Source organism: Nocardioides sp. S5 (assembly GCF_017310035.1).
Lineage (GTDB): Bacteria > Actinomycetota > Actinomycetes > Propionibacteriales > Nocardioidaceae > Nocardioides.
Genome location: NZ_CP022296.1, coordinates 1287397 through 1306640 on the forward strand (window position 1 = coordinate 1287397; position 19244 = coordinate 1306640).

Annotated in this window: 24 protein-coding genes and 1 tRNA gene; 10 read left to right on the forward strand and 15 right to left on the reverse strand. The window is 71.5% G+C overall.

The annotated features are described in order from the left end of the window. Positions 1 to 3: 3 nt before the first annotated feature. Positions 4 to 522 carry a hypothetical protein gene (locus CFI00_RS06345; protein WP_207084405.1) on the reverse strand — a complete coding sequence of 173 codons (519 nt, stop codon included), beginning with the start codon at positions 520 to 522 and terminating at the stop codon, positions 4 to 6. Positions 523 to 647: 125 nt separating this feature from the next. After that, positions 648 to 806: a DUF5679 domain-containing protein gene (locus CFI00_RS06350; protein WP_090969683.1), complete on the reverse strand. Its 159-nt coding sequence runs from the start codon at positions 804 to 806 to the stop codon at positions 648 to 650. A gap of 191 nt (positions 807 to 997) precedes the next feature. Between CFI00_RS06350 and CFI00_RS06355 the strand changes: the two genes are divergently transcribed. Genes CFI00_RS06355 through CFI00_RS06365 form a run of 3 tightly spaced genes read left to right on the forward strand, consistent with a single transcriptional unit; the run spans position 998 to position 3444 of the window. Next, entirely contained in the window at positions 998 to 1804 is an 807-nt protein-coding gene (locus CFI00_RS06355) for an enoyl-CoA hydratase-related protein (protein WP_207084406.1), read from the forward strand. Positions 1805 to 1816: 12 nt separating this feature from the next. Next, positions 1817 to 2851: a PHP domain-containing protein gene (locus CFI00_RS06360; RefSeq protein WP_207084407.1), complete on the forward strand. Its 1035-nt coding sequence runs from the start codon at positions 1817 to 1819 to the stop codon at positions 2849 to 2851. Positions 2852 to 2901: 50 nt separating this feature from the next. After that, positions 2902 to 3444: a M48 family metallopeptidase gene (locus CFI00_RS06365; protein WP_207084408.1), complete on the forward strand. Its 543-nt coding sequence runs from the start codon at positions 2902 to 2904 to the stop codon at positions 3442 to 3444. Positions 3445 to 3449: 5 nt separating this feature from the next. Here CFI00_RS06365 and CFI00_RS06370 read toward each other — a convergent pair whose 3' ends face one another. Beyond that, positions 3450 to 3995: an NUDIX domain-containing protein gene (locus tag CFI00_RS06370; RefSeq protein ID WP_207084409.1), complete on the reverse strand. Its 546-nt coding sequence runs from the start codon at positions 3993 to 3995 to the stop codon at positions 3450 to 3452. Next, entirely contained in the window at positions 3992 to 5311 is a 1320-nt protein-coding gene (locus CFI00_RS06375) for a zinc-dependent metalloprotease (RefSeq protein WP_207084410.1), read from the reverse strand. Before CFI00_RS06375 ends, CFI00_RS06370 begins: the two co-directional genes overlap by 4 nt. A 74-nt stretch (positions 5312 to 5385) precedes the next feature. Between CFI00_RS06375 and CFI00_RS06380 the strand changes: the two genes are divergently transcribed. From CFI00_RS06380 to CFI00_RS06405, 6 genes are all read left to right on the forward strand, one after another. Beyond that, on the forward strand, positions 5386 to 5811 hold the full coding sequence (locus tag CFI00_RS06380; protein WP_207084411.1) for a molybdenum cofactor biosynthesis protein MoaE: 426 nt from the start codon (positions 5386 to 5388) through the stop codon (positions 5809 to 5811). A gap of 42 nt (positions 5812 to 5853) precedes the next feature. Then, positions 5854 to 6111, forward strand: coding sequence for a hypothetical protein (locus CFI00_RS06385; RefSeq protein WP_242532717.1), 258 nt, complete (start codon positions 5854 to 5856; stop codon positions 6109 to 6111). Between the two features lie 38 nt (positions 6112 to 6149). Continuing rightward, on the forward strand, positions 6150 to 7202 hold the full coding sequence (locus CFI00_RS06390) for a S16 family serine protease (protein ID WP_207084412.1): 1053 nt from the start codon (positions 6150 to 6152) through the stop codon (positions 7200 to 7202). Continuing rightward, complete coding sequence (locus tag CFI00_RS06395; RefSeq protein WP_207084413.1) at positions 7199 to 7801, forward strand: PPA1309 family protein; 603 nt, start codon at positions 7199 to 7201, stop codon at positions 7799 to 7801. The genes CFI00_RS06390 and CFI00_RS06395 overlap by 4 nt, the downstream gene beginning before the upstream one ends. Next, positions 7798 to 10797 carry a UPF0182 family protein gene (locus tag CFI00_RS06400; protein ID WP_207084414.1) on the forward strand — a complete coding sequence of 1000 codons (3000 nt, stop codon included), beginning with the start codon at positions 7798 to 7800 and terminating at the stop codon, positions 10795 to 10797. The genes CFI00_RS06395 and CFI00_RS06400 overlap by 4 nt, the downstream gene beginning before the upstream one ends. Positions 10798 to 10866: 69 nt before the next feature. Beyond that, positions 10867 to 10940, forward strand: a tRNA-Met gene (locus tag CFI00_RS06405). 184 nt (positions 10941 to 11124) lie between these two features. On the opposite strand, the gene CFI00_RS06410 is transcribed toward CFI00_RS06405, so the two are convergent. From CFI00_RS06410 to CFI00_RS06425, 4 genes are all read right to left on the reverse strand, one after another. Then, positions 11125 to 12303, reverse strand: a complete 1179-nt coding sequence (locus tag CFI00_RS06410) for a site-specific integrase (protein ID WP_207084415.1) — start codon at positions 12301 to 12303, stop codon at positions 11125 to 11127. A gap of 26 nt (positions 12304 to 12329) precedes the next feature. After that, complete coding sequence (locus CFI00_RS06415; protein WP_207084416.1) at positions 12330 to 12785, reverse strand: helix-turn-helix domain-containing protein; 456 nt, start codon at positions 12783 to 12785, stop codon at positions 12330 to 12332. 64 nt (positions 12786 to 12849) lie between these two features. Then, positions 12850 to 14421: a hypothetical protein gene (locus CFI00_RS06420; protein ID WP_207084417.1), complete on the reverse strand. Its 1572-nt coding sequence runs from the start codon at positions 14419 to 14421 to the stop codon at positions 12850 to 12852. Continuing rightward, positions 14411 to 14776, reverse strand: a complete 366-nt coding sequence (locus tag CFI00_RS06425) for a hypothetical protein (RefSeq protein WP_207084418.1) — start codon at positions 14774 to 14776, stop codon at positions 14411 to 14413. The genes CFI00_RS06420 and CFI00_RS06425 overlap by 11 nt, the downstream gene beginning before the upstream one ends. A gap of 217 nt (positions 14777 to 14993) precedes the next feature. Here CFI00_RS06425 and CFI00_RS06430 point away from each other — a divergent pair, with 217 nt between their 5' ends. After that, positions 14994 to 15860 carry a hypothetical protein gene (locus tag CFI00_RS06430; protein ID WP_207084419.1) on the forward strand — a complete coding sequence of 289 codons (867 nt, stop codon included), beginning with the start codon at positions 14994 to 14996 and terminating at the stop codon, positions 15858 to 15860. Positions 15861 to 15895: 35 nt separating this feature from the next. Here CFI00_RS06430 and CFI00_RS06435 read toward each other — a convergent pair whose 3' ends face one another. The 7 genes from CFI00_RS06435 to CFI00_RS06465 form a co-directional block, all read right to left on the reverse strand. Further along, positions 15896 to 16057 (reverse strand): hypothetical protein, encoded by a 162-nt coding sequence (locus CFI00_RS06435; RefSeq protein WP_157519779.1) that lies wholly within the window; start codon positions 16055 to 16057, stop codon positions 15896 to 15898. 9 nt (positions 16058 to 16066) lie between these two features. Beyond that, positions 16067 to 16297, reverse strand: a complete 231-nt coding sequence (locus CFI00_RS06440) for a hypothetical protein (protein WP_207084420.1) — start codon at positions 16295 to 16297, stop codon at positions 16067 to 16069. A gap of 130 nt (positions 16298 to 16427) precedes the next feature. Further along, positions 16428 to 16880: a hypothetical protein gene (locus tag CFI00_RS06445; protein WP_207084421.1), complete on the reverse strand. Its 453-nt coding sequence runs from the start codon at positions 16878 to 16880 to the stop codon at positions 16428 to 16430. Positions 16881 to 16892: 12 nt separating this feature from the next. Continuing rightward, positions 16893 to 17417, reverse strand: a complete 525-nt coding sequence (locus CFI00_RS06450) for a thermonuclease family protein (protein WP_207084422.1) — start codon at positions 17415 to 17417, stop codon at positions 16893 to 16895. Then, the gene (locus CFI00_RS06455; RefSeq protein WP_207084423.1) at positions 17414 to 18352 is read right to left on the reverse strand and encodes a helix-turn-helix domain-containing protein; all 939 of its coding nucleotides are present in this window, start codon (positions 18350 to 18352) and stop codon (positions 17414 to 17416) included. The genes CFI00_RS06450 and CFI00_RS06455 overlap by 4 nt, the downstream gene beginning before the upstream one ends. Positions 18353 to 18366: 14 nt before the next feature. After that, entirely contained in the window at positions 18367 to 19080 is a 714-nt protein-coding gene (locus CFI00_RS06460) for a hypothetical protein (protein WP_207084424.1), read from the reverse strand. Next, positions 19077 to 19244, reverse strand: coding sequence for a hypothetical protein (locus CFI00_RS06465; protein WP_157519777.1), 168 nt, complete (start codon positions 19242 to 19244; stop codon positions 19077 to 19079). The genes CFI00_RS06460 and CFI00_RS06465 overlap by 4 nt, the downstream gene beginning before the upstream one ends.

A 19244-nucleotide genomic window follows, 5' to 3' on the forward strand; every position in this document is an offset into this window, starting at 1 on the left:
CGCTCAGGCGGTGTCGAACCAGTCGCACCCGCAGTAGGGGTGGCGCGACCAGCGCCGTCCCACGGGCAACGGCTCGTGGTCGAAGCGCCACGAGGTGAGCCACGTGTGCGGCACCTCCCCGCGCGACCAGGTCGCGAGGTCGCGGGCCACCGCGCCGGCAGCGAGCGCCAGCAGGGGTCGCGGCAACGGGGGAAGCCGGGTCGCGTCGCCCTCGTCGAGCACCGAGGCGGCCACGCAGCGCGCGCAGGGCCCCAGCCCGGGCGCCGCCCACGGCCCTACCTCGACGGCGTACGTCGTCACGCCGACGAGCAGGTGGGGGAGCGAGGCCACGGTCCAGTCGTCGACCGTGGCCGACACCGTGCGGCCCGGGCCCACGCCGACGCCCACCGCGGCCTCCGGGTCGACGTGGACGCCGGCGGCCGCGAGAGCGGCGGTCACGGGTGCGGTCCACGCGGGCGGACAGTCGAGCTGCGCGCGCAGGGTGAGGGCGTACGGCCGGTCGTGGGAGAGCACGTCGTGCATGGCCCCACGCTCGCACCTGTGGGTGCTGCCCGGAGCGTCCTCCACAGGACGCGTGCGGCTGGAAAAGCGAAGCGGCGGCGCCACCCGGTGGGTGGACGCCGCCGCTGTCAGCTCTGGGCCGAGGCTCAGGCCTTGCCGAGAATCCGGTTCAGGTTGGTACCACAGACCGGGCAGACGCCCTTGGCCATCTTGGTGCCCTTGTCGTTGACCTTGATCTCGCCCTCCGCCTCGCGCTTCTCCTTGCACTTGACGCAGTAGAACTCACCGCTCCAGGTCTCCGCCATGACGGCCTCCTTGCTCGTTACTTCTTGGTCGTCGCGACGGGGTGGTCAGTGGGGAAGCCCGTCGGGGAACCCGGCGGTTGCCGGGGCTCCGTCGCCGACCCTACGCCACGCGTGGCCCACGCTCACGCACCCCACGCGCTGAGCGTGAAACCCCCTCTCGCGCCGACGGCCGCGATCAGTACCCTCGACCCATGTCCGACGCCCTTGAAGACCTCGTCCACCTGCGCCTCGAACGCCCGTCCGAGGGGGTCGTCGTGCTGACCCTCGACAACCCCGGGATGCGCAACGCGATGAGCGACGAGATGACCTCGTCGTGGGTCACCGCGATCGACGCGCTGGCCTCCGACACCTCGGTGCGCGCCGTCGTCGTGACCGGGGAGGGCAGCGCCTTCTGCTCCGGCGGCAACACCTCGTGGATCGCCAGCGAGCCGGACGCGAGCGTCGACCGGCTGCGCTCGCGGATGATGCCGTTCTACCGGGCCTGGCTGTCGATCCGCCGGCTCGAGGTCCCGACCATCGCCGCGGTCAACGGGCACGCCATCGGCGCCGGTCTCTGCCTCGCCCTGGCCTGCGACATCCGCTACGCCGCGAGCGGCGCGAAGCTGGGCCTGCCGTTCAACAAGCTCGGCATGCACGCCGGCATGGCCGGCACCTGGCTGCTGCCGAACGTCGTGGGCCCGGCCCATGCGCGCGACCTGCTGCTCACCGGCCGCGTGGTGGAGGCCGACGAGGCGCTGCGCCTGGGCCTCGTCTCGCGCGTCATCGACCCTGATGCGTTCCTCGACGAGGTGCTGCAGACCGCCGCCGGCATCGCCGCCACCGCCCCGATCGCCGCCCGCCTGACGAAGGTCGCCCTGGCCGACGGCGGTCACGCCGACTTCGAGTCGGCCCTGCAGTGGGAGGCGCTCGCCCAGCCGATGACGCTCGCGACCGCCGACCTCCAGGAGGGCATCGCCGCGGCGAAGGAGAAGCGCACCCCGCAGTTCCGCGGCCTCTGACGGGAGCCTGACATGACCACGAACGACCTCGGACCCGTCGCGACCCTGCGCCGCATCGCCTTCCTCATGGAGCGCCAGCGCGAGGAGACCCGGCGGATCGAGGCGTTCCGCAACGCCGCCCGCACGATCCTGCCGCTAGCCGAGCAGGACGTACGCCGTCGCGCCGACGCCGGCACGCTCACCGAGCTGCCCGGCATCGGACCGAGCACCGCGGCGGTGATCACCGACGCGTGCAACGGCGTGGTCCCCGAGCGCCTGGTCGCGCTCGAGCAGACCGCCGGCCCGCTGGCTCCGGCCGGGGAGGAGCTGCGCGCGCTGCTGCGCGGCGACCTGCACTCGCACTCCGACTGGTCCGACGGCGGCTCGCCGTTGGAGGAGATGGCCATGACCGCGATGGAGCTGGGCCACGACTACCTCGTCCTCACCGACCACAGCCCGCGGCTGCGGGTGGCCAACGGCCTGAGCGCGGAGCGGCTCGGGCGCCAGCTCGACGTGGTCGACGCCGTCAACGAGCATCTCGGCGGGACCTTCACGCTGCTGAAGGGGATCGAGGTGGACATCCTCGACGACGGCGCGCTCGACCAGACCCCGGAGATGCTCGGACGCCTCGACGTCCGGGTGGCGTCGGTGCACTCCAGGCTCAGGATGGAGCGCGACGCCATGACGCGCCGCATGGTCGCCGCGGTGCGCAGTCCCCACACCAACGTCCTGGGCCACTGCACCGGACGCCTGGTCACCGGCAACCGTGGCACCCGCCCGCCGAGCCAGTTCGACGCGCGCGCCGTCTTCACCGCCTGCGCGGAGGAGGGGGTCGCGGTCGAGATCAACTCCCGCCCCGAGCGGCGCGACCCGCCGACGGCGCTGCTGGAGCTCGCCCGCGACCTCGGGTGCCTGTTCTCGATCGACTCCGACGCGCACGCGCCCGGGCAGCTGGACATGCTCGACTTCGGCGCGGCGCGGGCCACCGAGGCGGGGATCGATCCGGATCGGATCGTCACCACCTGGGAGCGCGACCGGCTCCTGGACTGGGCCGCTGCGCGGCTGTGACCGGCGCGTTTCACCGCCGCGGTGTGGGTGCGGGAGGCTAGGTTCGGCCCATGAGCACGTCGCCCAGCACCCCCGAGGTGGAGGTGCGTCGCTCGCGCCGCCGACGGCGTACGGTCTCGGCCTACCGCGACGGCGAGCGGATCGTGGTGCTGATCCCGGCCACGATGAGCAAGCGCGACGAGGCCACCTGGGTCGCCGACATGGTCGCGCGCATCGAGCGCCAGGAGCGGCGCAAGGTGCGCTCCGACGACGACCTCGTGGCGCGCGCGGCCAAGCTCAACGACCACTACTTCGGCGGCCTGGCCGTCCCGGCGTCGGTGCGGTGGGTGACCAACCAGAACGCCCGCTGGGGCTCCTGCACCCCCAGCGACCGCTCGATCCGGTTGAGCGACCGGCTGCAGAAGATGCCCGGTTGGGTCGTCGACTACGTCCTGGTCCACGAGCTCGCCCACCTGCTGGAGTCGGGCCACACCCCGCAGTTCTGGGCGTGGGTGGACCGCTACCCCAGGGCCGAGAAGGCCAAGGGCTACCTCGAGGGCTACAGCGCCGGCGCCCGCCTCGAGCCGCCGCCCGGGACGGACGGCGAGGAGTAGGCGCCTCAGCCCCGCAGCCGCGCCACGGCGTCGCCGATGAGGCGCCGCATGTCGGGGTAGAGGTCCGGCAGGTCGTCGACGGGCCACCACCGCACGTCGAGCGACTCCTCGCTCACGGCGTGCGCGCCGTCGCGCGGAGCGGTGGCGACGAACCGGACGTCGAGGTGGTGCACGACCGTCCCCGGGGCGCAGAACTCCACCGCGTGCTCGTCGAGGTCCAGCGGCACCGGGTCGAAGTCGAGCGCGGGCAGCCCGGACTCCTCGTGGGCCTCGCGCAGCGCCACCCCGGCCAGCGTGGTGTCGTCAGGCTCGCAGTGGCCACCGAAGGCGAACCAGCCACCGGCCTTGCGGTGGTGGTTGAGCAGGACCGCGCTCGCGTCCGGCGCGAGCACGATGGTCCCGGCGGTGAGGTGGTCGGGCAGGCAGCCGCGCTCCATCCCGTCGGGGTGGGCGTCGAGGTGCGCCACGAAGCGGTCGCGCAGCTCGCGGTCGCGCGCGGACGGCGGCGTCCAGGCCGACAGCACGGTCCGGGCGTCGTGGTGGAGGCTCACTCGCGGGTGTCGGGACCGTCGAGCAGGTCGCGCAGGCCGGCGTCGAACTCCTCGTCCGACAGCGTGCCGGGGGCGACCGAGTCCTCGCGGAAGCCCAGCGGGTCGTCGAGGTCCTCGGCGGTGGGGAGCAGGTGTGGCGACATCCACACGCCGTCGCGGGCCTCGGCACCCTGGCGGGTGCGCAGCGAGCCCCACAGCGTGGAGGCGTCGCGCAGCCGGCGGGGGCGCAGCTCGAGGCCGACGAGGGTGGCGAAGGTCTGCTCCGCCGGCCCACCGGCCGCGCGCCGGCGGCGTACGGTCTCCTGGAGCTTGGCCGCGGCGGGCATCCGCTCGGCGGTGGCCTGGCTGACGACCTCGTCGACCCAGCCCTCGACCAGCGCGAGGGTGACCTCGAGCTTTTGCAGGGCGGCCTTCTGGGCGGCGGAGGGCTCGGGGTCGAACAGGCCGCCGGCGAGCGCGTCCTGCATCGCCGCCGGGTTAACCAGGTCGACCTCGCGCAGCTTCTCCTCCATGCCGGAGGTGTCGAAGTCCATGCCCGCGCCGTACTCCGCGACCGCGCCGATGAGGTGGTCGCGCAGCCACGGCACGCCTGCGAAGAGCCGCTGGTGGGCCGCCTCGCGCAGCGCGAGGTAGAGCAGGACGTCGTCGTCGGTGACGTCGGGCACCTCGTCGGCGAACGCCTTCACGTTGGTGGGCAGCAGCGCCGCCTTGCCGATCGGGCCGAGCGGGAGGCCGATGTCGGAGGCGCTCAGCACGTCGCCGGCGAGCGCACCCAGGCCACTGCCGACCTGCGAGGCGACCATGGCCCCGCTGGCCTTGCCGAGCATCGCCATCAGTGGCCCGGCGAGCTGGCGCATCTCCTCGGGCATGGCGTCACCGAGGGCGGTGGTGGCAGAGCCGGCGATGGGCTCGACCAGCACCTTCCACACGTCGATCGTCTCCACGATCCACTCCGCGCGCGACCACGCGGCGGTGGTGCTCACGCCGGAGGGGAACTCGGTGGTGGTGTCGAGCCAGTGGTCGGCCAGGCGTACGGCATCGGCGACTGCCGCGGACTGGGCGGCGCTGACGGCCGGGTCGGGCTCCTGTGCGGCGGCGCGGCGGGCCAGGTCGGTCACGGTCTGCCAGTTCACCGGCCCGTCGTGCGGCGCGAACAGCGACTGCATCTGTGACATCAGCGCGTTGAGGTCGGGCATGCCGCCGCCCGCGCCGAAGCCGCCCATCTGCGAGAAGATCTGCTCGAAGGGGGTGCCCTTGAAGGGGTTGTCGTCGTCGGGGCCCTGACCGGAACCGGGGCCTCCGGGGGTGTCACTCATGCCTCCCACGTTACCCACCTCGCCCAGACCCGCGCGGCCCCCGGCAGCACGGCCGTCGTCCTAGACTCAGGCCCGTGACCGACCTCCTGCGCCTCGTCGACATCCGCGACACCCCGCTCGACGTGACCGAGGTCCTCGACGCCCTGGGCGACGACGGCGCCGGCGGCCTGACGCTCTTCGTCGGCCAGGTGCGCGACCACGACGGCGGCAAGGGCGTGACGGCCCTGGACTACTCGGCCCACCCGACGGCGCTGGCCCGCCTCGAGGACGTGTGCCGCCGCGTCGCCGCCGACCACGACGTACGCGGTGTGGCGGCGGTCCACCGCGTCGGCCAGCTGCGCATCGGCGACCTCGCAGTGGTCGTGGCCACCACGGCCGCCCACCGCGGGGACGCGTTCGCCGCGTCCCGCGACCTCATCGACACCATCAAGGCCGAGGTGCCGATCTGGAAGCACCAGGTCTTCGACGACGCGAGCGAGGAGTGGGTCGGCACGCCGTAGCGCCTGCCTCGTCCCGGCCGCGCCGACGCCTACGCTCGGCACGTGGAGATCCTGCTGTGGCTCGTGCCGTCCGTCGTGCTGACGGGCGCGGCGATGCTGTGGGTCTCGTGGGTCAGCCGCGACGGCCGCGGCGAGGTCGACCGCGACGTCGCCGTCGAGCGCCTCGGCAAGGCCCTCGCCAAGGACCTGCCGGCCGGCACCCGGCGTACGGCTGCACCCGCGCGCGACCGCAGCACGGGCATCGCGGTGCGGCCCAGCCACGGCGCCGACGCGGACGGCACCACCCGCCGCGCGTCCTAGTTGTCGCACGGTTGCGGTCGTTTGAGAGAGTTGCGCCCATGAGTCACCGGACCAGGGCGGGACTGCTCGCGCTGTGCCTGCTCGCCGTGCTGTGGGGGACCGCTGCCTTCGTGCCGCTGCCCTACGTGACCTACTACCCCGGACCGACCGTCGACATCCTTGCGGCCCGCGACGGCGAGGAGACCGTGCAGGTCGACGGCCACGAGGCCTACTACGACGACGGCGAGCTGCGGATGACCACCGTCTTCGTCAGCACGCCGCAGGAGGACGTCACCCTCCCCGAGCTGCTGCGGGCCTACTTCGACCCCGACGCGGCGGTCTGGCCGCGGTCGTCGATCTACGGCCCCGACGAGACCGACGAGTCCAACGACCGGCAGTCGGCGGTGGCGATGGTCTCCTCGCAGGACACGGCGATCGCCGCCGCGCTCACCGAGCTCGGTGAGGAGGTCGACCCGATCGTGGAGGTCCTCGACGTCACGCCCGGCCTGCCCGCCGAGGGCCGGCTCGAGGTGCGCGACGTGCTGCTCGAGGTCGACGGCACCGAGGTCACCGACGCCCAGGACGTCGTCGACGCGGTCGACCGGGCGCGCGCCGGGGAGCCGATCCGCTTCCTCGTGCGCCGCGGCGAGCGCGAGCTGCAGGTCGACGTCACCCCCGAGCAGGTCGACGACGACCTGCGGGTCGGCATCACGCCGGGCGTGGGCTTCGACTTCCCCTACCGCGTCAGCGTCGACATCGCCGACAACATCGGCGGGCCGAGCGCTGGGCTGATGATGTCGCTGGCGATCTACGACACCCTCACGCCCGGGTCGCTCACCGACGGCTTCGAGGTCGCCGGCACCGGCACCATCACGCCCGCCGGAGAGGTGGGCTCCATCGGCGGCATCCAGCAGAAGATCGCTGCCGCGCGCGACGCCGGTGCCGACCTCTTCCTCGTCCCGGCCGACAACTGCAACGGCATCGGGGGAGTGGACCCCGGCGACATGCAGCTCGCCCGAGCCACCACCATGCACCGCGCCGTCGAGACCCTCGCCACCTGGGTCGAGGACCCCAACGCCCCGCTCCCGAGCTGTGAGGACACCGCGTCATGACCACCCCCGACCTCGAACCGCAGCCGCAGCCGCTGCCCGAGGACCCCGCGCTCGCCGCCGCCGTGCTGGAGATCGAGTCCCACGTCGCGCAGGCGGGCTGGGACCAGCCGGCGCGGCTCTACGCGCTCGTGGACACCGCCGAGCTCGTCGCCCAGGAGCCCGCGCTCGCGGCCATGATGGCGATCGACGGCCCCGGCGAGGACGGCTCCTTCACCCCGATCGAGCAGGACGGCCTCCCACCCGGCCAAGCCCTCGAGGAGGCGCTGCAGACCATCGCGTGGCCCGACAGCGTCTCCGGCTGCGCCGCCGTCATCGAGCGGCTGGTCCTGCCGCCCGGGGCCGACGACGAGCTGCCCGACGACCCGACCGCTGCCGAGCTCTTCGCCCGCGAGCACCCCGACCGCCAGGAGGTCCGGATGGTGGCGGGCGTGACGCGCGCCGGGGCGTCGTACTGCGCGCTGCGGCTCCGTGCCCACGACGACGAGCAGTCCGTCGTCGACGGCACCGAGCTGGTGCCCGGGCTCCTCGAGCTCCTCCACGCGACCCTCCACGACCCGCACGACTCACCGCACGACTCACCCGAGCAGGGGCAGGCATGAGCAATCCCTTCGACCGACCGTCCGGACCGAGCGGTCCCGACGGACCCCAGCGACCCGGCGGACCGGGCGGGCCGGGCGGCCAGCGCCCCGTCGCCACGGCGTCGCGCCGACCCGGGGCGCTGGTCATCACCTCCATCGTGCTCGTCGTGGGCTTCATGCTGCTCAGCGGCTTCGCCTCGTTCTGGACCGAGCGGCTGTGGTTCGGCTCGGTCGGCTACCGCGAGGTGTTCACGACCCTGCTGCTGACGCGCATCGGGCTCTTCCTGGTCTTCGCGGGCCTGATGGCCGCGACCGTCGCGATCACCATGGCGATGGCCTACCGGTTCCGCCCGGTGCTGTGGCCCGGGATGCCCGGCATGCCCGACGACGGCATGGACCGCTACCGCGAGCTGCTCGCGCCCCGCATGGGGTGGGTCATCGGCGGCGCCGCGGCCGTCCTGGGCCTGTTCGCCGGCGCGTCGGCGACGGGCCAGTGGCGCACGTACTCGCTGTGGCGCCACAGCCAGTCCTTCGGCACCGAGGACCCTTACTTCAACAAGGACGTCGGCTTCTACGTCTTCGAGCTGCCGTTCTGGCACTACCTCGTCGACTACGTGATGGCCCTCGCGGTCGTCGGCCTGATGGCCACGATCCTGATGAACTACCTCTTCGGCGGCATCCGCCTCTCGGCCCGGCCCGGTGAGCGGCTGACCAGTGCCGCGCAGATCCAGGTGTCGGCGCTGCTGGCGATGTTCGTCATCGCCAAGGCCCTCGACTACTGGCTCGACCGCTTCGACCTGGTCACCAACTCGGGCTCGATCTTCACCGGCATGGGCTACACCGACGAGAAGGCGGTGCTGCCGGCCAAGGAGATCCTCGCGGGCATCGCCATCGTCTGCGCGTTGCTGTTCCTGGCCAACATCTGGCGCCGCACCTGGCTGCTGCCCTCGGTCGGCGTCGCGCTCTTCGCCCTGTCGGCGATCATCCTGGGCCTCATCGTCCCGACAGTGGTCCAGGCGATCCGGGTGAACCCCAACGTCCCCGACCGCGAGGGCCCCTACATCAAGGCCAACATCGACGCGACGCGCGCGGCCTACCAGCTCGACCAGATCGACGTGCGCAACGTGGGTGGCACGGCCGTGGCCGATGACGGCCGGCTCGAGGCGCTCGACGGCATGACCGCCAAGATCCCACTGGTCGACCCGCAGATCGTCAGCGAGATCTTCGAGCAGCAGCAGCAGGTCCGCGCCTACTACTCCGTGCCCAACGTGCTCGACGTCGACCGCTACGAGGTCGACGGCACGGACCGTGCCGTGGTGATCGGCGTGCGCGAGCTCGACCAGAGCGGCCTGGCGGAGAACGACCAGAACTGGTCGAACCTCCACACCGCCTACACCCACGGCAACGGCGTGATCGCGGCCTTCGCCAACCAGCGGCCCGAGGACGACTCGTCGCAGGAGATCGGCATCCAGTGGGCCGAGGGCGCCGAGGTGGACCAGGACACCCTGTCCCGCCTCGGCGGGCCCGACGGCTACGAGACCCGGGTCTACTTCGGCGAGCAGAGCCCGTCCTACAGCATCGTGGGTCTCGACCCCGACGGCGGACCGGTGGAGTTCGACCTCCCGCGCGGCGACCGCAGCGAGGAGGACGTGGCAACGACGTACACCGGCGAGGCCGGAGTGCCGATCGGCAACCTGTTCAACCAGCTGCTCTACGCCGTGCGGTTCAGCGAGCCGAACCTGCTGCTGTCGAGCCGGGTGCACGAGAACTCGAAGATCCTCTACGACCGCAACCCGCGCCAGATGGTGGAGAAGGTCGCGCCGTGGCTCACGGTCGACTCCGATCCCTACCCGGCGGTGGTCGACGGCCGGATCCAGTGGATCCTCGACGGTTACACGGTCACCGACAAGTACCCGCTGTCGCAGCGGGAGTCGCTGGAGACCATGACCGACGACGCCCTCCAGGACAACAACGGTTTCCAGACCCTGCCCACCGACGAGATCAACTACCTCCGCAACTCGGTGAAGGCGACGGTCGACGCCTATGACGGGACCGTGTCGCTCTACGAGTGGCAGGACGACCCGATCCTCGATGCCTGGCAGGAGGTCTTTCCCGACGTCGTGCAGCCCAAGGACGCCATCCCGGAGGCGTTGATGGAGCACCTGCGCTACCCCGAGGATCTCTTCAAGGCGCAGCGCTACCAGTTCCAGCGCTACCACGAGACCTCGGCCTCGGCGTGGTTCGAGGGCTCGAGCCGCTGGGAGGTGCCGAGCGACCCGCAGCTCACGAGCCGCCTCCAGCCGCCCTACCGCCTCTTCACCGACACCGGCAACGGGGAGGAGTGGTCGTTGACCTCGGTCTACGTGCCGCGCGACAAGGAGAACAACCTCGCGGCCTACATGGCGGTCAACAGCGACGCCACCAGTGCCGACTACGGCAAGGTGTCGGTGCTCGAGCTGCCCAACGAGCCGACGGGCGGACCGCTGCAGATCGCCAACACGTTCTCGACCAACGAGGACGTCAGTCAGGCGCTGCTGCCCTACACGACAGGTGACGCCGACCGGGTGCCGGGCAACCTGCTCACCGTGCCGATCGGCGAGGACTTCATCTACGTCCAGCCGGTCTACACCCGGCGCGAGGGAGAGTCGAACTTCCCGATCCTGCGCTTCGTGCTCGTCTCCTACGAAGGTCGCGTCGGCATCGACGAGACCCTGCGCGGTGCGATCGAGGACGCGCTGACCGCCAGCCCGTCCGACGGCTCGGAAGAGACGCAGGAGGAGCCGACCGAGGAGCCGACTGAGGAGCCCACCGAGGAGCCTGCGGAGCAGCCGACCGAGACGCCGGGGGAGAACCCGACGCCCGGTGGCGACGCCACCGTGGGCGAGCTGCTGCAGCAGGCGGAGGCGAAGTTCGCCGAGGCCGACGAGGCGCAGCAGGCCGGCGACACGGTGCGCTGGGCGCAGCTGATGGAGGAGGGGCGCGAGCTCGTCGACCAGGCGGTGAGCCTGCTCGAGTGACCGGGTCCCCGCACGGGGGACCCCCGATTTGGGCCTCGCCGGGGGTGGATGTAATGTTCTGTTCACCGACGCGGGGTGGAGCAGCTCGGTAGCTCGCTGGGCTCATAACCCAGAGGTCGCAGGTTCAAATCCTGCCCCCGCTACAAGAAAGTGGCCCCTGACCTGCGGAAACGCAGATCGGGGGCCACTTGCCTTCTTGAGTCACATTGCCTTATGTCGCGTTTATGTCCCAGAAACCCTCGCGCGGGTGACCCACTCAGGTACCGAGTTGGGCCGGCGTTGGGGCCAAGCAGATGCAGGGCTGGTGCTCGAAACACCCCCAGGACGTCAGTCGTCTGATGCGGTCGTCGTCGCCTTGCCGGCGAAGGACTGAAGGATGTGCGTCACGTCAGGTGTGGTCCTGTCCTTCTCGATGTAGAACTCCTTGGTGATCGCATCTGAGGAGTGGCCCAGGACGCGGGCTGCGGTGTCCGAGTCGACCAGGCGGTCGATCAAGGTCGCGACGGTCTTGCGGAACGTGTGTGGCGTCACCCAGTCGAAGCCTGTGTCTGCTCGGATCGTGCGCCACCGCCGCTCGATGTTGCCGACCTGGTGCCAGGTGCCGTTACGGGTGGCGAAGACCGCGTTGTAGTGATTTCGTCGTTGCTCGATACGCCGCCTCATCAGAACATCGACAGCAAACGGCGGCAGCGCGATGGTGCGTTTTGAAGCGTCCGACTTCGGCTTGGGCTTCCGGTACGTGCCCTTTCCCGTCTCCGTCTTGATCGTGCCACTGATTGACACCGTCGGCGGGGTCGCACTCAAGTCGATGTCTGTCCATCGGATCGCGAGCACTTCTCCGATCCGGCAGCCCGTGGCGAGCAGCAGGTCAACGATGTCGGGCATGTCCTGGTTCGGCTTTGGACCGGGTCGCTTCTTGGTCATCCAGGCGTCTACGGCAGAGCGGACGGCATTGAGATCTTCCACCGAGAGCGCTTGGACGTCCTTCTTCTGGCCTCGAAGCCGAGATGTGGAGGAGACCGGGTTGGCCGGGAGCGCATCGTCGATAACCGCGGCGTCGAACATCATCTTGAGGACCGTCTTGGTCTTCTTGCGGCGGCTATGGGAGTCCTGCGACCTGATGAGCCGTTCCAGGCGACCAGCTGTTGCCTCGCGCAGGCGAATGTTGCCGATGGCTGGATTGATGACGTTGTCGATGATGCGTTGGTACTCGTTCGCGGTAGTTGCCTCGGAGCGCTGTTCGGCGCGATACAGCGAGAGCCAGATGTCGGCCACTTGGCTGATTCGCATGTCGGGGCCGATGAGGTCACCGGTTGGGGCGCTTCGGTCGGCGATCTTGACTTTGAGTTCTCGTACTGCGGCGGCGGCGCTTCGACCGGTCCCCTTGATTTCGCGCGTGACGCCGTCGAAGTCGCGGAAGCGCGTTCGCGCGCGATACACGCCGGGACGCACCTCCTTCGTCGTGATGGTCCCGAATGTTCCGATGGGCAGCGGGGGGCGAGCCATGGGCGTTCCTTCTTGAGGTCTGAGCGCTACCGATGCCGTGGACGGGACCGTCGCGACATGGAACCTAGCGTGCTGGATGTTGCTAGGTGGTCACCCCTCGAGCCCCGGCCGTTGTCGTCGATGTCCATTTCCGCTTCGAGATCCAGTGTCTCGGCGTGGGCCTCGATCCAAGCATCAAGATCCGAACGGCGGTACCGCAGTGCGCCGCCCGCCTTCACCGCGCGTGGTCCGAACCCCGGGCGTCGCGTGCGCCAGGTATAGAGCGTCGACTTCGCGATCCCGATGTAGGCAGCCGCTTGCGCAATGTTCATCGTGGCAGGGGTGAGTGCGAGCCGGCGGCGTTCTGTCGGGAGGGGCTCGTCGGAAGGCGGCGTGGCGTGCTCGCTCATGTCTGTGACGACATCCTCAAGGATGCGTTCGCTCTCCTGAGCAGCTAGCGGTCGGTGGCCGCCGACGCTGAGGGTCTCCTTCACCGTGTCCATCTCGTGTCTCCTCCGACCTGCGGTGGTGGGTCTCGGTGGTCACAGCCCACCTGGTGTCTGATGGTCACCTAAGTGGTCCGACAGGTGCTGAGCGATCAATGCCCGCAGACTTTCTGCATGGCATGCCGTGGTCCGGCGAAGATGCTGGGGTGCCGTGGCCGCCATGTTGCGCGTTGTCCGCTGCCGAGAGCCAAGCGGGGCGATGGCTACTGCCGTTGGAGTGCGCGAGCATGGCAGAGGCTGCCGCGGTGGATGCCGCGGCCGCGGTTGCCGTACTCGCCGAACGCAAGGCTTCCCGTACGGGCTGCGGCACCGTGATGGCGCGTCGGGCGAGGATGTCGGCGGGGGAGACCCACACGACGTCACCCTCGGCCGGCGGGCTGGCCAGCCCGGACTCGACGTCGTTGTGCGCTCGCCGGGACAGGGCTCGCGCGGGGCCGGTGAGGTTAGGGGTGTCGGCCTTCTCGGCTACGACGTGCGCGAGCTCGGAGCCGGCCTCGATCGCGCGGAGGGTCGCCACGGTGGCCTGGGGGAGTCCGGGCCGGGTGCCGATGACCTCTGGTGTTGCGAGGGTGGTGGTGTCGTGGGTGATCTGGCGGTAGGCGGCGCGGACCTCCGCCGCCGCGCGAGCCAAGGGCTCCTCCAGGCGGGCTCCCGGGGGAGCGAGGTCGCCCCAGCGGCTGGCCAGGTTGCTCCAGGAGCGCCCTGCCTCGGCGATCGCGGGGACCAGGCGGTCCGACGGCTCGACGATGCCGGCGGTGGCGGCCGCGTCGACGAGCACCATGCTGGCACCGGCGATGAGTCCCTGCGTGCGGGCGATGAGCAAGATGTTGGACGGCGCGAGGTCGCGAGCCAGCGCGCGGTGGGACTGGATGTCCCAGCTGGCCAAGGCCTGCGCGAGGCGGCCGGGGTCGTCGACCGGCCTGATCGCCTCGCCGGCGAGGGCTTGAGCGAACCGGTCGTTCAGGTAGCTGCGTGCGGTGTTCTCGCACGCCGACATCCGATCGACCCAGACCCCGGCGGGTGCGATCGCGTAGGGGGAGTGGTGCTGGGCCAGCTGGACGCGGCCGCCCGCCGCACGGGCGTCGTTGACGCGGTCGCGTCCGTTGTCGTGCAGGGCGACGTTGACGGCGTGGGCGGTCAGGTAGAGACCGTGCATGATCCTGGTCCGGGCTGCCTCGAGGTCGCGGTGGGCGTCGGGCTGCTCGTGGGGGATCTCGGCGCCGTAGCGGCGCACCAGAGCCGCGGCGTTGAGCAGGGTCTGGGTTATCTGGTCGACGCGGGGGTTGGTCGGTCCCTGGCCTGGCCAGGCCGTCCGGCCGGTCAGGCTGGCCTCGATGGTCGAGGCTTGCGCCGACAGGCTGGTGATGGGCCGATCGCGCTCGTCGACGCCAGGCCGGCGACCCGGTAGCGAGGCCCAGAGGTCCTCCGCGGCCGCGACCATCGTCGGCCAGCTCCGCAGGAGCGTGCCGGCGTCGTCGCCTCCGACGTCCATGAGCAGCTGGCGGGCCTGGTAGTCGACGTCGAAGAGCATTTCGCCGACGCTGCGGACGTCGCGCGAGGTCACCGGGATCTGGTCGATGTCGAAGAGCTCCTCGTCGATGTCGGCGTACGCGGGGCGCAGGTCAGTAGCCAAGGCCGCGGGCTTCCCGGATGAGGTCGCACAGGTCGAGGACCAGCTGCCAGCCGTGGACCAGGTCCGGCTGGTGCAGCGGTAGCGGGCGGGTCAGTTCCTCGGCCTCGGTGAGCAGCTGCAGGGGCGTGCGCTCCTCGAGGTCGGGGAGCGGGTCGACGTCGGGCAGTTCGTAGTCGTCGGGCAGCAGGGCGCTGGCCTGGGAGTGCGCGAGGTAGACACCTAGCCCGAGGTCATGGAGCGGGGAGTCGGGGGCGGCCTCGTCGGCGTCGCTCCACACCTGGGCAGCGGCCTGGTGCAGCAGCTGGGCGATCGAGCCGAGGCGGTCCCAGGTGCCGTCAGCGTTGAGGGTGTCCACGGGTGTTCCTTTCAGTCGGAGGTCGGTCTGGCCCATGAACCCACGTCCCGGCCGCAGCCCGCTGCGCCGAGCGGCGGGCTGTGGATAACTCGGGGTGCTGTCGGCACCTGGACACAAACTGGTCTCGTTCGCCTATGTCGTTCGGTGGTTGCCGGACGATCACCGCGAGCAAAGTCAAGAGATCCGCACTAGTGCTGCAAGATGGAGGAGGGTCGAGATGAGGTTCCCGATGACCGTGCTGAGAGCCGTGACGCTGGCGCCGGCACTGCTGGTGAGCTTCGTCCTCACCGTGGTGGTGTGCGCCCTGCTCCCGCCGGCGCTGGGCCTCGTGGCGTTCATGGCTGCGGGCGGCGTGCTGGTCGCGCTGGCGCTGGGCCAACTGCAAGAGCCTGCGGTCGCAGCGTTGACCAGGTCGCGGCCGGCGACGGAGGCCGAGCTCCGGGTGATGGCGCCGGTGCTGGCCGAGCTGGGCGGCCGCGGTGTCGACGTCGGCGCGCTGTTCGTGCGCCGGATCCAGCGACCGAGCACCCCGGTGGCGGTGGCGATCGGCCGGCGCACCGTGGTGGTCAGCCCTGGGCTGGTCGAGGCGACGTACCACGGCGGTGTGACCGGCGCGGAGGCGGCCGCCGCGCTGGCTCATGCGGTCGGCCGGCGCCAGGCGATCCGGCCGCGGCTGGAGCTGGCCGTGCTCGCGGCGACGGCGCCGTGGCGGCTGGTGGTGGCGACGTTCCGCGGCGTCGGCCGGGCCTTCGCCTGGCTTCCGTTCACGCGGCTGGCCTGGACGCTGCGCGGCGTCGTGGGGGTTATCTGCGTGGTGCAGTCGGTCGTCGAGGACCGGGCCTGGGCCGGTCTGCTCGGGGGCACAGTCATCGCGCTGACCTATCTGGTGCCGGCGGCCGGCCGGCGGATCGAGCTCCACACGGAGGCCGAGGCGGACCAGTTCGTGCTCTCGCTCGGCCTCGGTCCCGTGCTGGCAGGTCTGCTGCGTCGCTACGGGCACCCGATGACCCTCGAGCGGATGCAGCGCCTGGAGACGGCCGTCGAGCAGCCTCAGCGGCCGCGGCTTCACCTGGTGCACGGCTGAGGCTGTTCTCTGGCGGTGCGGCGGCCGGCGGCGGGCTACTCGTCGTCCTGGAAGCCGGACGTGGAGTGGTGCACGCAGCCGCGGCCGTCGCCCTCGTGCGGCTTGTGGTTCATGCAGGGCAGCGACCCCAGCTTGTGTGAGCAGTCGACCCAGCGGACGGTCGAGGATCCGGTTGTCGGCGCGAGTGCGGTAGCCATCGGGGCCTCCTATCGGCGCGGGCCGCGGCGGCGGCCGAGCTGAGGCCGCTGGTAGGCGGCGGTGTCGGTGTGGTCGTGCTGGCGACCGGACCGGCGGACCAGTGCGATCTCGGCGTCGGGGGAGGGGCCGGTGTCGGCGGCCGCGGCCTGGGCAGCTCCTTCCTCGCTGGCCCTGATCTCCTCGGCGCGCTGTCGCGCCTCCTCCTCGAGCGCGGCTTCCTCGCGAGCGGCGTCACTCATGTGAACTCCCATGGATTCCGTGGACCGGCACCGGCTGCGCCGGTCCTCCTGGTCACCTATGTGCGGACCAAGGGCCCGGGCGATCACCGCGGCCCGACTGGATTGGAAAGTCGCGGGGCCCTGCCGGTGCTCAGGCCGGCTGGGCCAGCAGCGTGGCGCCCAGCATCTGTGCCGCGTGCTCGAGGACGCCGTGGCAACCGGTCCCGCCCGGGCGGTCGCAGCACGGATGGGTATCGAAGCCCTCGTCTACGACGATGCGGTGCAGCTGGCCACCGCAGGCACGACAGCGCCGTCCGGCGTGGGCGGGGCACTCGTCAACCGCCACGGCGCAGGGCAGACACGCCGCGGGCGGCGGGGGAGTCACCTGGTGGTCGCGGTCCCAGTCGCGCCGCTGGCGCAGCAGCGTGGCGACCTGTTCCCACAGCGCGTGCTCGAGGTGCGCCGGCGCCGGCCGGCCGAACGCCTGGTCGACCGCCGCTTTGAGCAGCTGCTCACCGCAGCCGAGAACTCGCTCGTCGACGCCGCGGCTGTAGCACCACCGGGCCAGCGTCTTCGCGGCCGTCATCAGCTGCTCGTCGTCCATCCCGGCCGTCCCTCAGCAGGTGCCCCACAGGCCGCTATCGGCGTCCTGGGCATCGGCGGCGGCCGCGGAGTACGACTCCTCGCGGGCAAGGTCCTGAGCAGCCTCGTAGCGGCGTACGGCGCCGCGGGCCAGGAGCTCGTGGGCTACATCGACGCCGGCGTGGTCGACGTATCGCAGCAGCCGGTCGTACCGGTCGCGGTCGGGCTGGCCGCTGTCGGTGACCAGCTGGACGGTGCTGCCGACCGGCGCGAGCTCCTCGAGCAGGTCTGTTGCCTGGTCGGCGTAGCACTCCTCCGGCGCCGGCGGGTGGGCGACTTCGGGGGCGTCGATGCCGAGCAGGCGGACTCGGCCGAGCTCGCGGCCGCCGAGGTCCTCGACGCGCAGCGTGTCACCGTCGACCACGGCTATCACGCGGACCTGGGTGGCCTTCCCCTCCGATGGGCCGGGGCCCGTGGGGGCGTCGGGGAGGGCTGCCTTGATGCCGCCGGCGGTGAGCACGGCGATCGCCACGCCGGCGAGGCCGATGAGGGCCTTCACCGGGCGACCCTCAACTGCGGACGCTCGCCGGCGACGGGAACCGCGCGCTCCTGCGCCCGGGCGCCGGGGGAGCGGTAGCCGGGCTCGGGGATCTGCTCGACGCCGTCTGCCCCGCTCGTGCCGGCGTCGGCCGGCTCCTCGGGGAGCTCGCCGGCGATCTTCGCGGCCAGGTCGCGCAGCGGTGGGGTCTTCTCGATGCGCCGGGTCGCGTGGAGCACGGTCGTGTGGTCGCGGTCGAAGTGACGCGCGATCGTCGGCAGGCTGTGCCCGTGGATGCGGGCCGCCGTCATCGCCACCGCACGGGCGTCCGCTGCCGCCCGGCTGCGGTCCGTACCCAGGAGGACCTCCGGCGTGGTGCCGAAGGCCTCCGAGGCCGCCGCGACTGCATGCTCGACCGGGCCATCAGGCTCGAAGGTCGACGCCGGCGGATCCTGGTGGAGGCTGACCACCGTGGCCTCGGGGCGGGGAAGCCGGGCGGTGTAGCGGTCGTTGACGTGCTCACTGACCCGGGCCGCGGCGTCGGCCAGCCGGGGTCGCTCGGCGGTGCGGCGCACGGCATGGATCACCGAACCGTGGTCCTTGTTGAAGTGCTCGGCGATCGCCGGCAGGGACAGGCCGACCTCGCGGGCGGCGGTCATGGCCACGGCGCGGGCGTCGCTGACCGGACGGCTGCGCTCGGCGCTCAGGATCGCCTCCGGCGTGGTGCCGAACATCGGTGCAGCCGCGTTGATGGCCAGCTCGCACACCGCAGCCGGGCCGGTTGCCGGCGCCGACGGCATGGTCTGGTCGACCTGGACGGCCAGGACGCTCACCAGCGACCGCAGCTGGTCGGCGTCCAGCGGCGCGATCAGGTCGGCGACCTGGTCGTGCTGCCCGCGGCCGGCGGCATCGAGGACGAAGCCAGCCAGCTGGCGGCCGCCCTGATCGAAGTCCATGCCCGTCCTCCCGCCTACCGCGCCAGCGACCCGCCGGCCCGGGCCGCCTGGCGAGGAACCTGGCCACGGCCCTGCTCGGCCATACGCCGGCGGGCGTTGTCGGTGATCTCGCTGGCGATGCCGGCCGACTGCCGGGCGTTGGCCGCGGCGTGGTCGACGACGTTCTCGAGCAGGCGCACGTCCTCATCGGCGCGGCCGAGCTCCTTGCCGGCCGTCGCGATGCTCCGCTCGAGGGTGACCGGCTCCAGCAGCGACGGCGGAGTCACGTGCTGGGCCGCCAGCTGCGCGCTGTCGACGTGCTGAGCGGTCAACCGGGCCATCGGCTTGGCAAGGTCAATCATCTCGCCCACGACGGCGAGGCGTGGCTTCAACTGCGCGACCTCGCTGGCGAGCTCAGGATCGGAGGTGTCGGCGTCTTGGAGGAGATCGTGGGCATCGGCGATCGCCTGCGATGCACGCTCCAGGTGTCTTGTGAGTTCGTCGACCAGCTCGGCGTTGTCGCTGCAGCGCCGCTGCAGGCGGCTCAAGTGCTCGCCGGCGGCCTCGAGGTAGTAGTCACCGCGGTCGCTGAGGCGGGCCTTCGCAGAGTCGAGCTCGGCGTCATCGAGAACCCGGAGCGCGGAGTTGATCGTGGTGTGGAGCTCGTCGACGACCCGGCGGGCGCGTCCCACGGCCTGCTCGGCCATGAAGACTGCGTCTGCGGCTTGCAGAGCGGTGTCGGTGGTCATGCCGGCTCGCCGCCTCCCGTGTCGGACGGGGGCGTAATGCTCGACGGGGGCAGGACCTCGCGAAGGCGGTCGAGAGCCGCCAGGGCCCGCTCGAGGTGGTCGCCGGCCTCCTGAACCGGGTCACGGTCGGCCGCGGCGGAGGGAGAATCGGTGGGCGTGCTCAC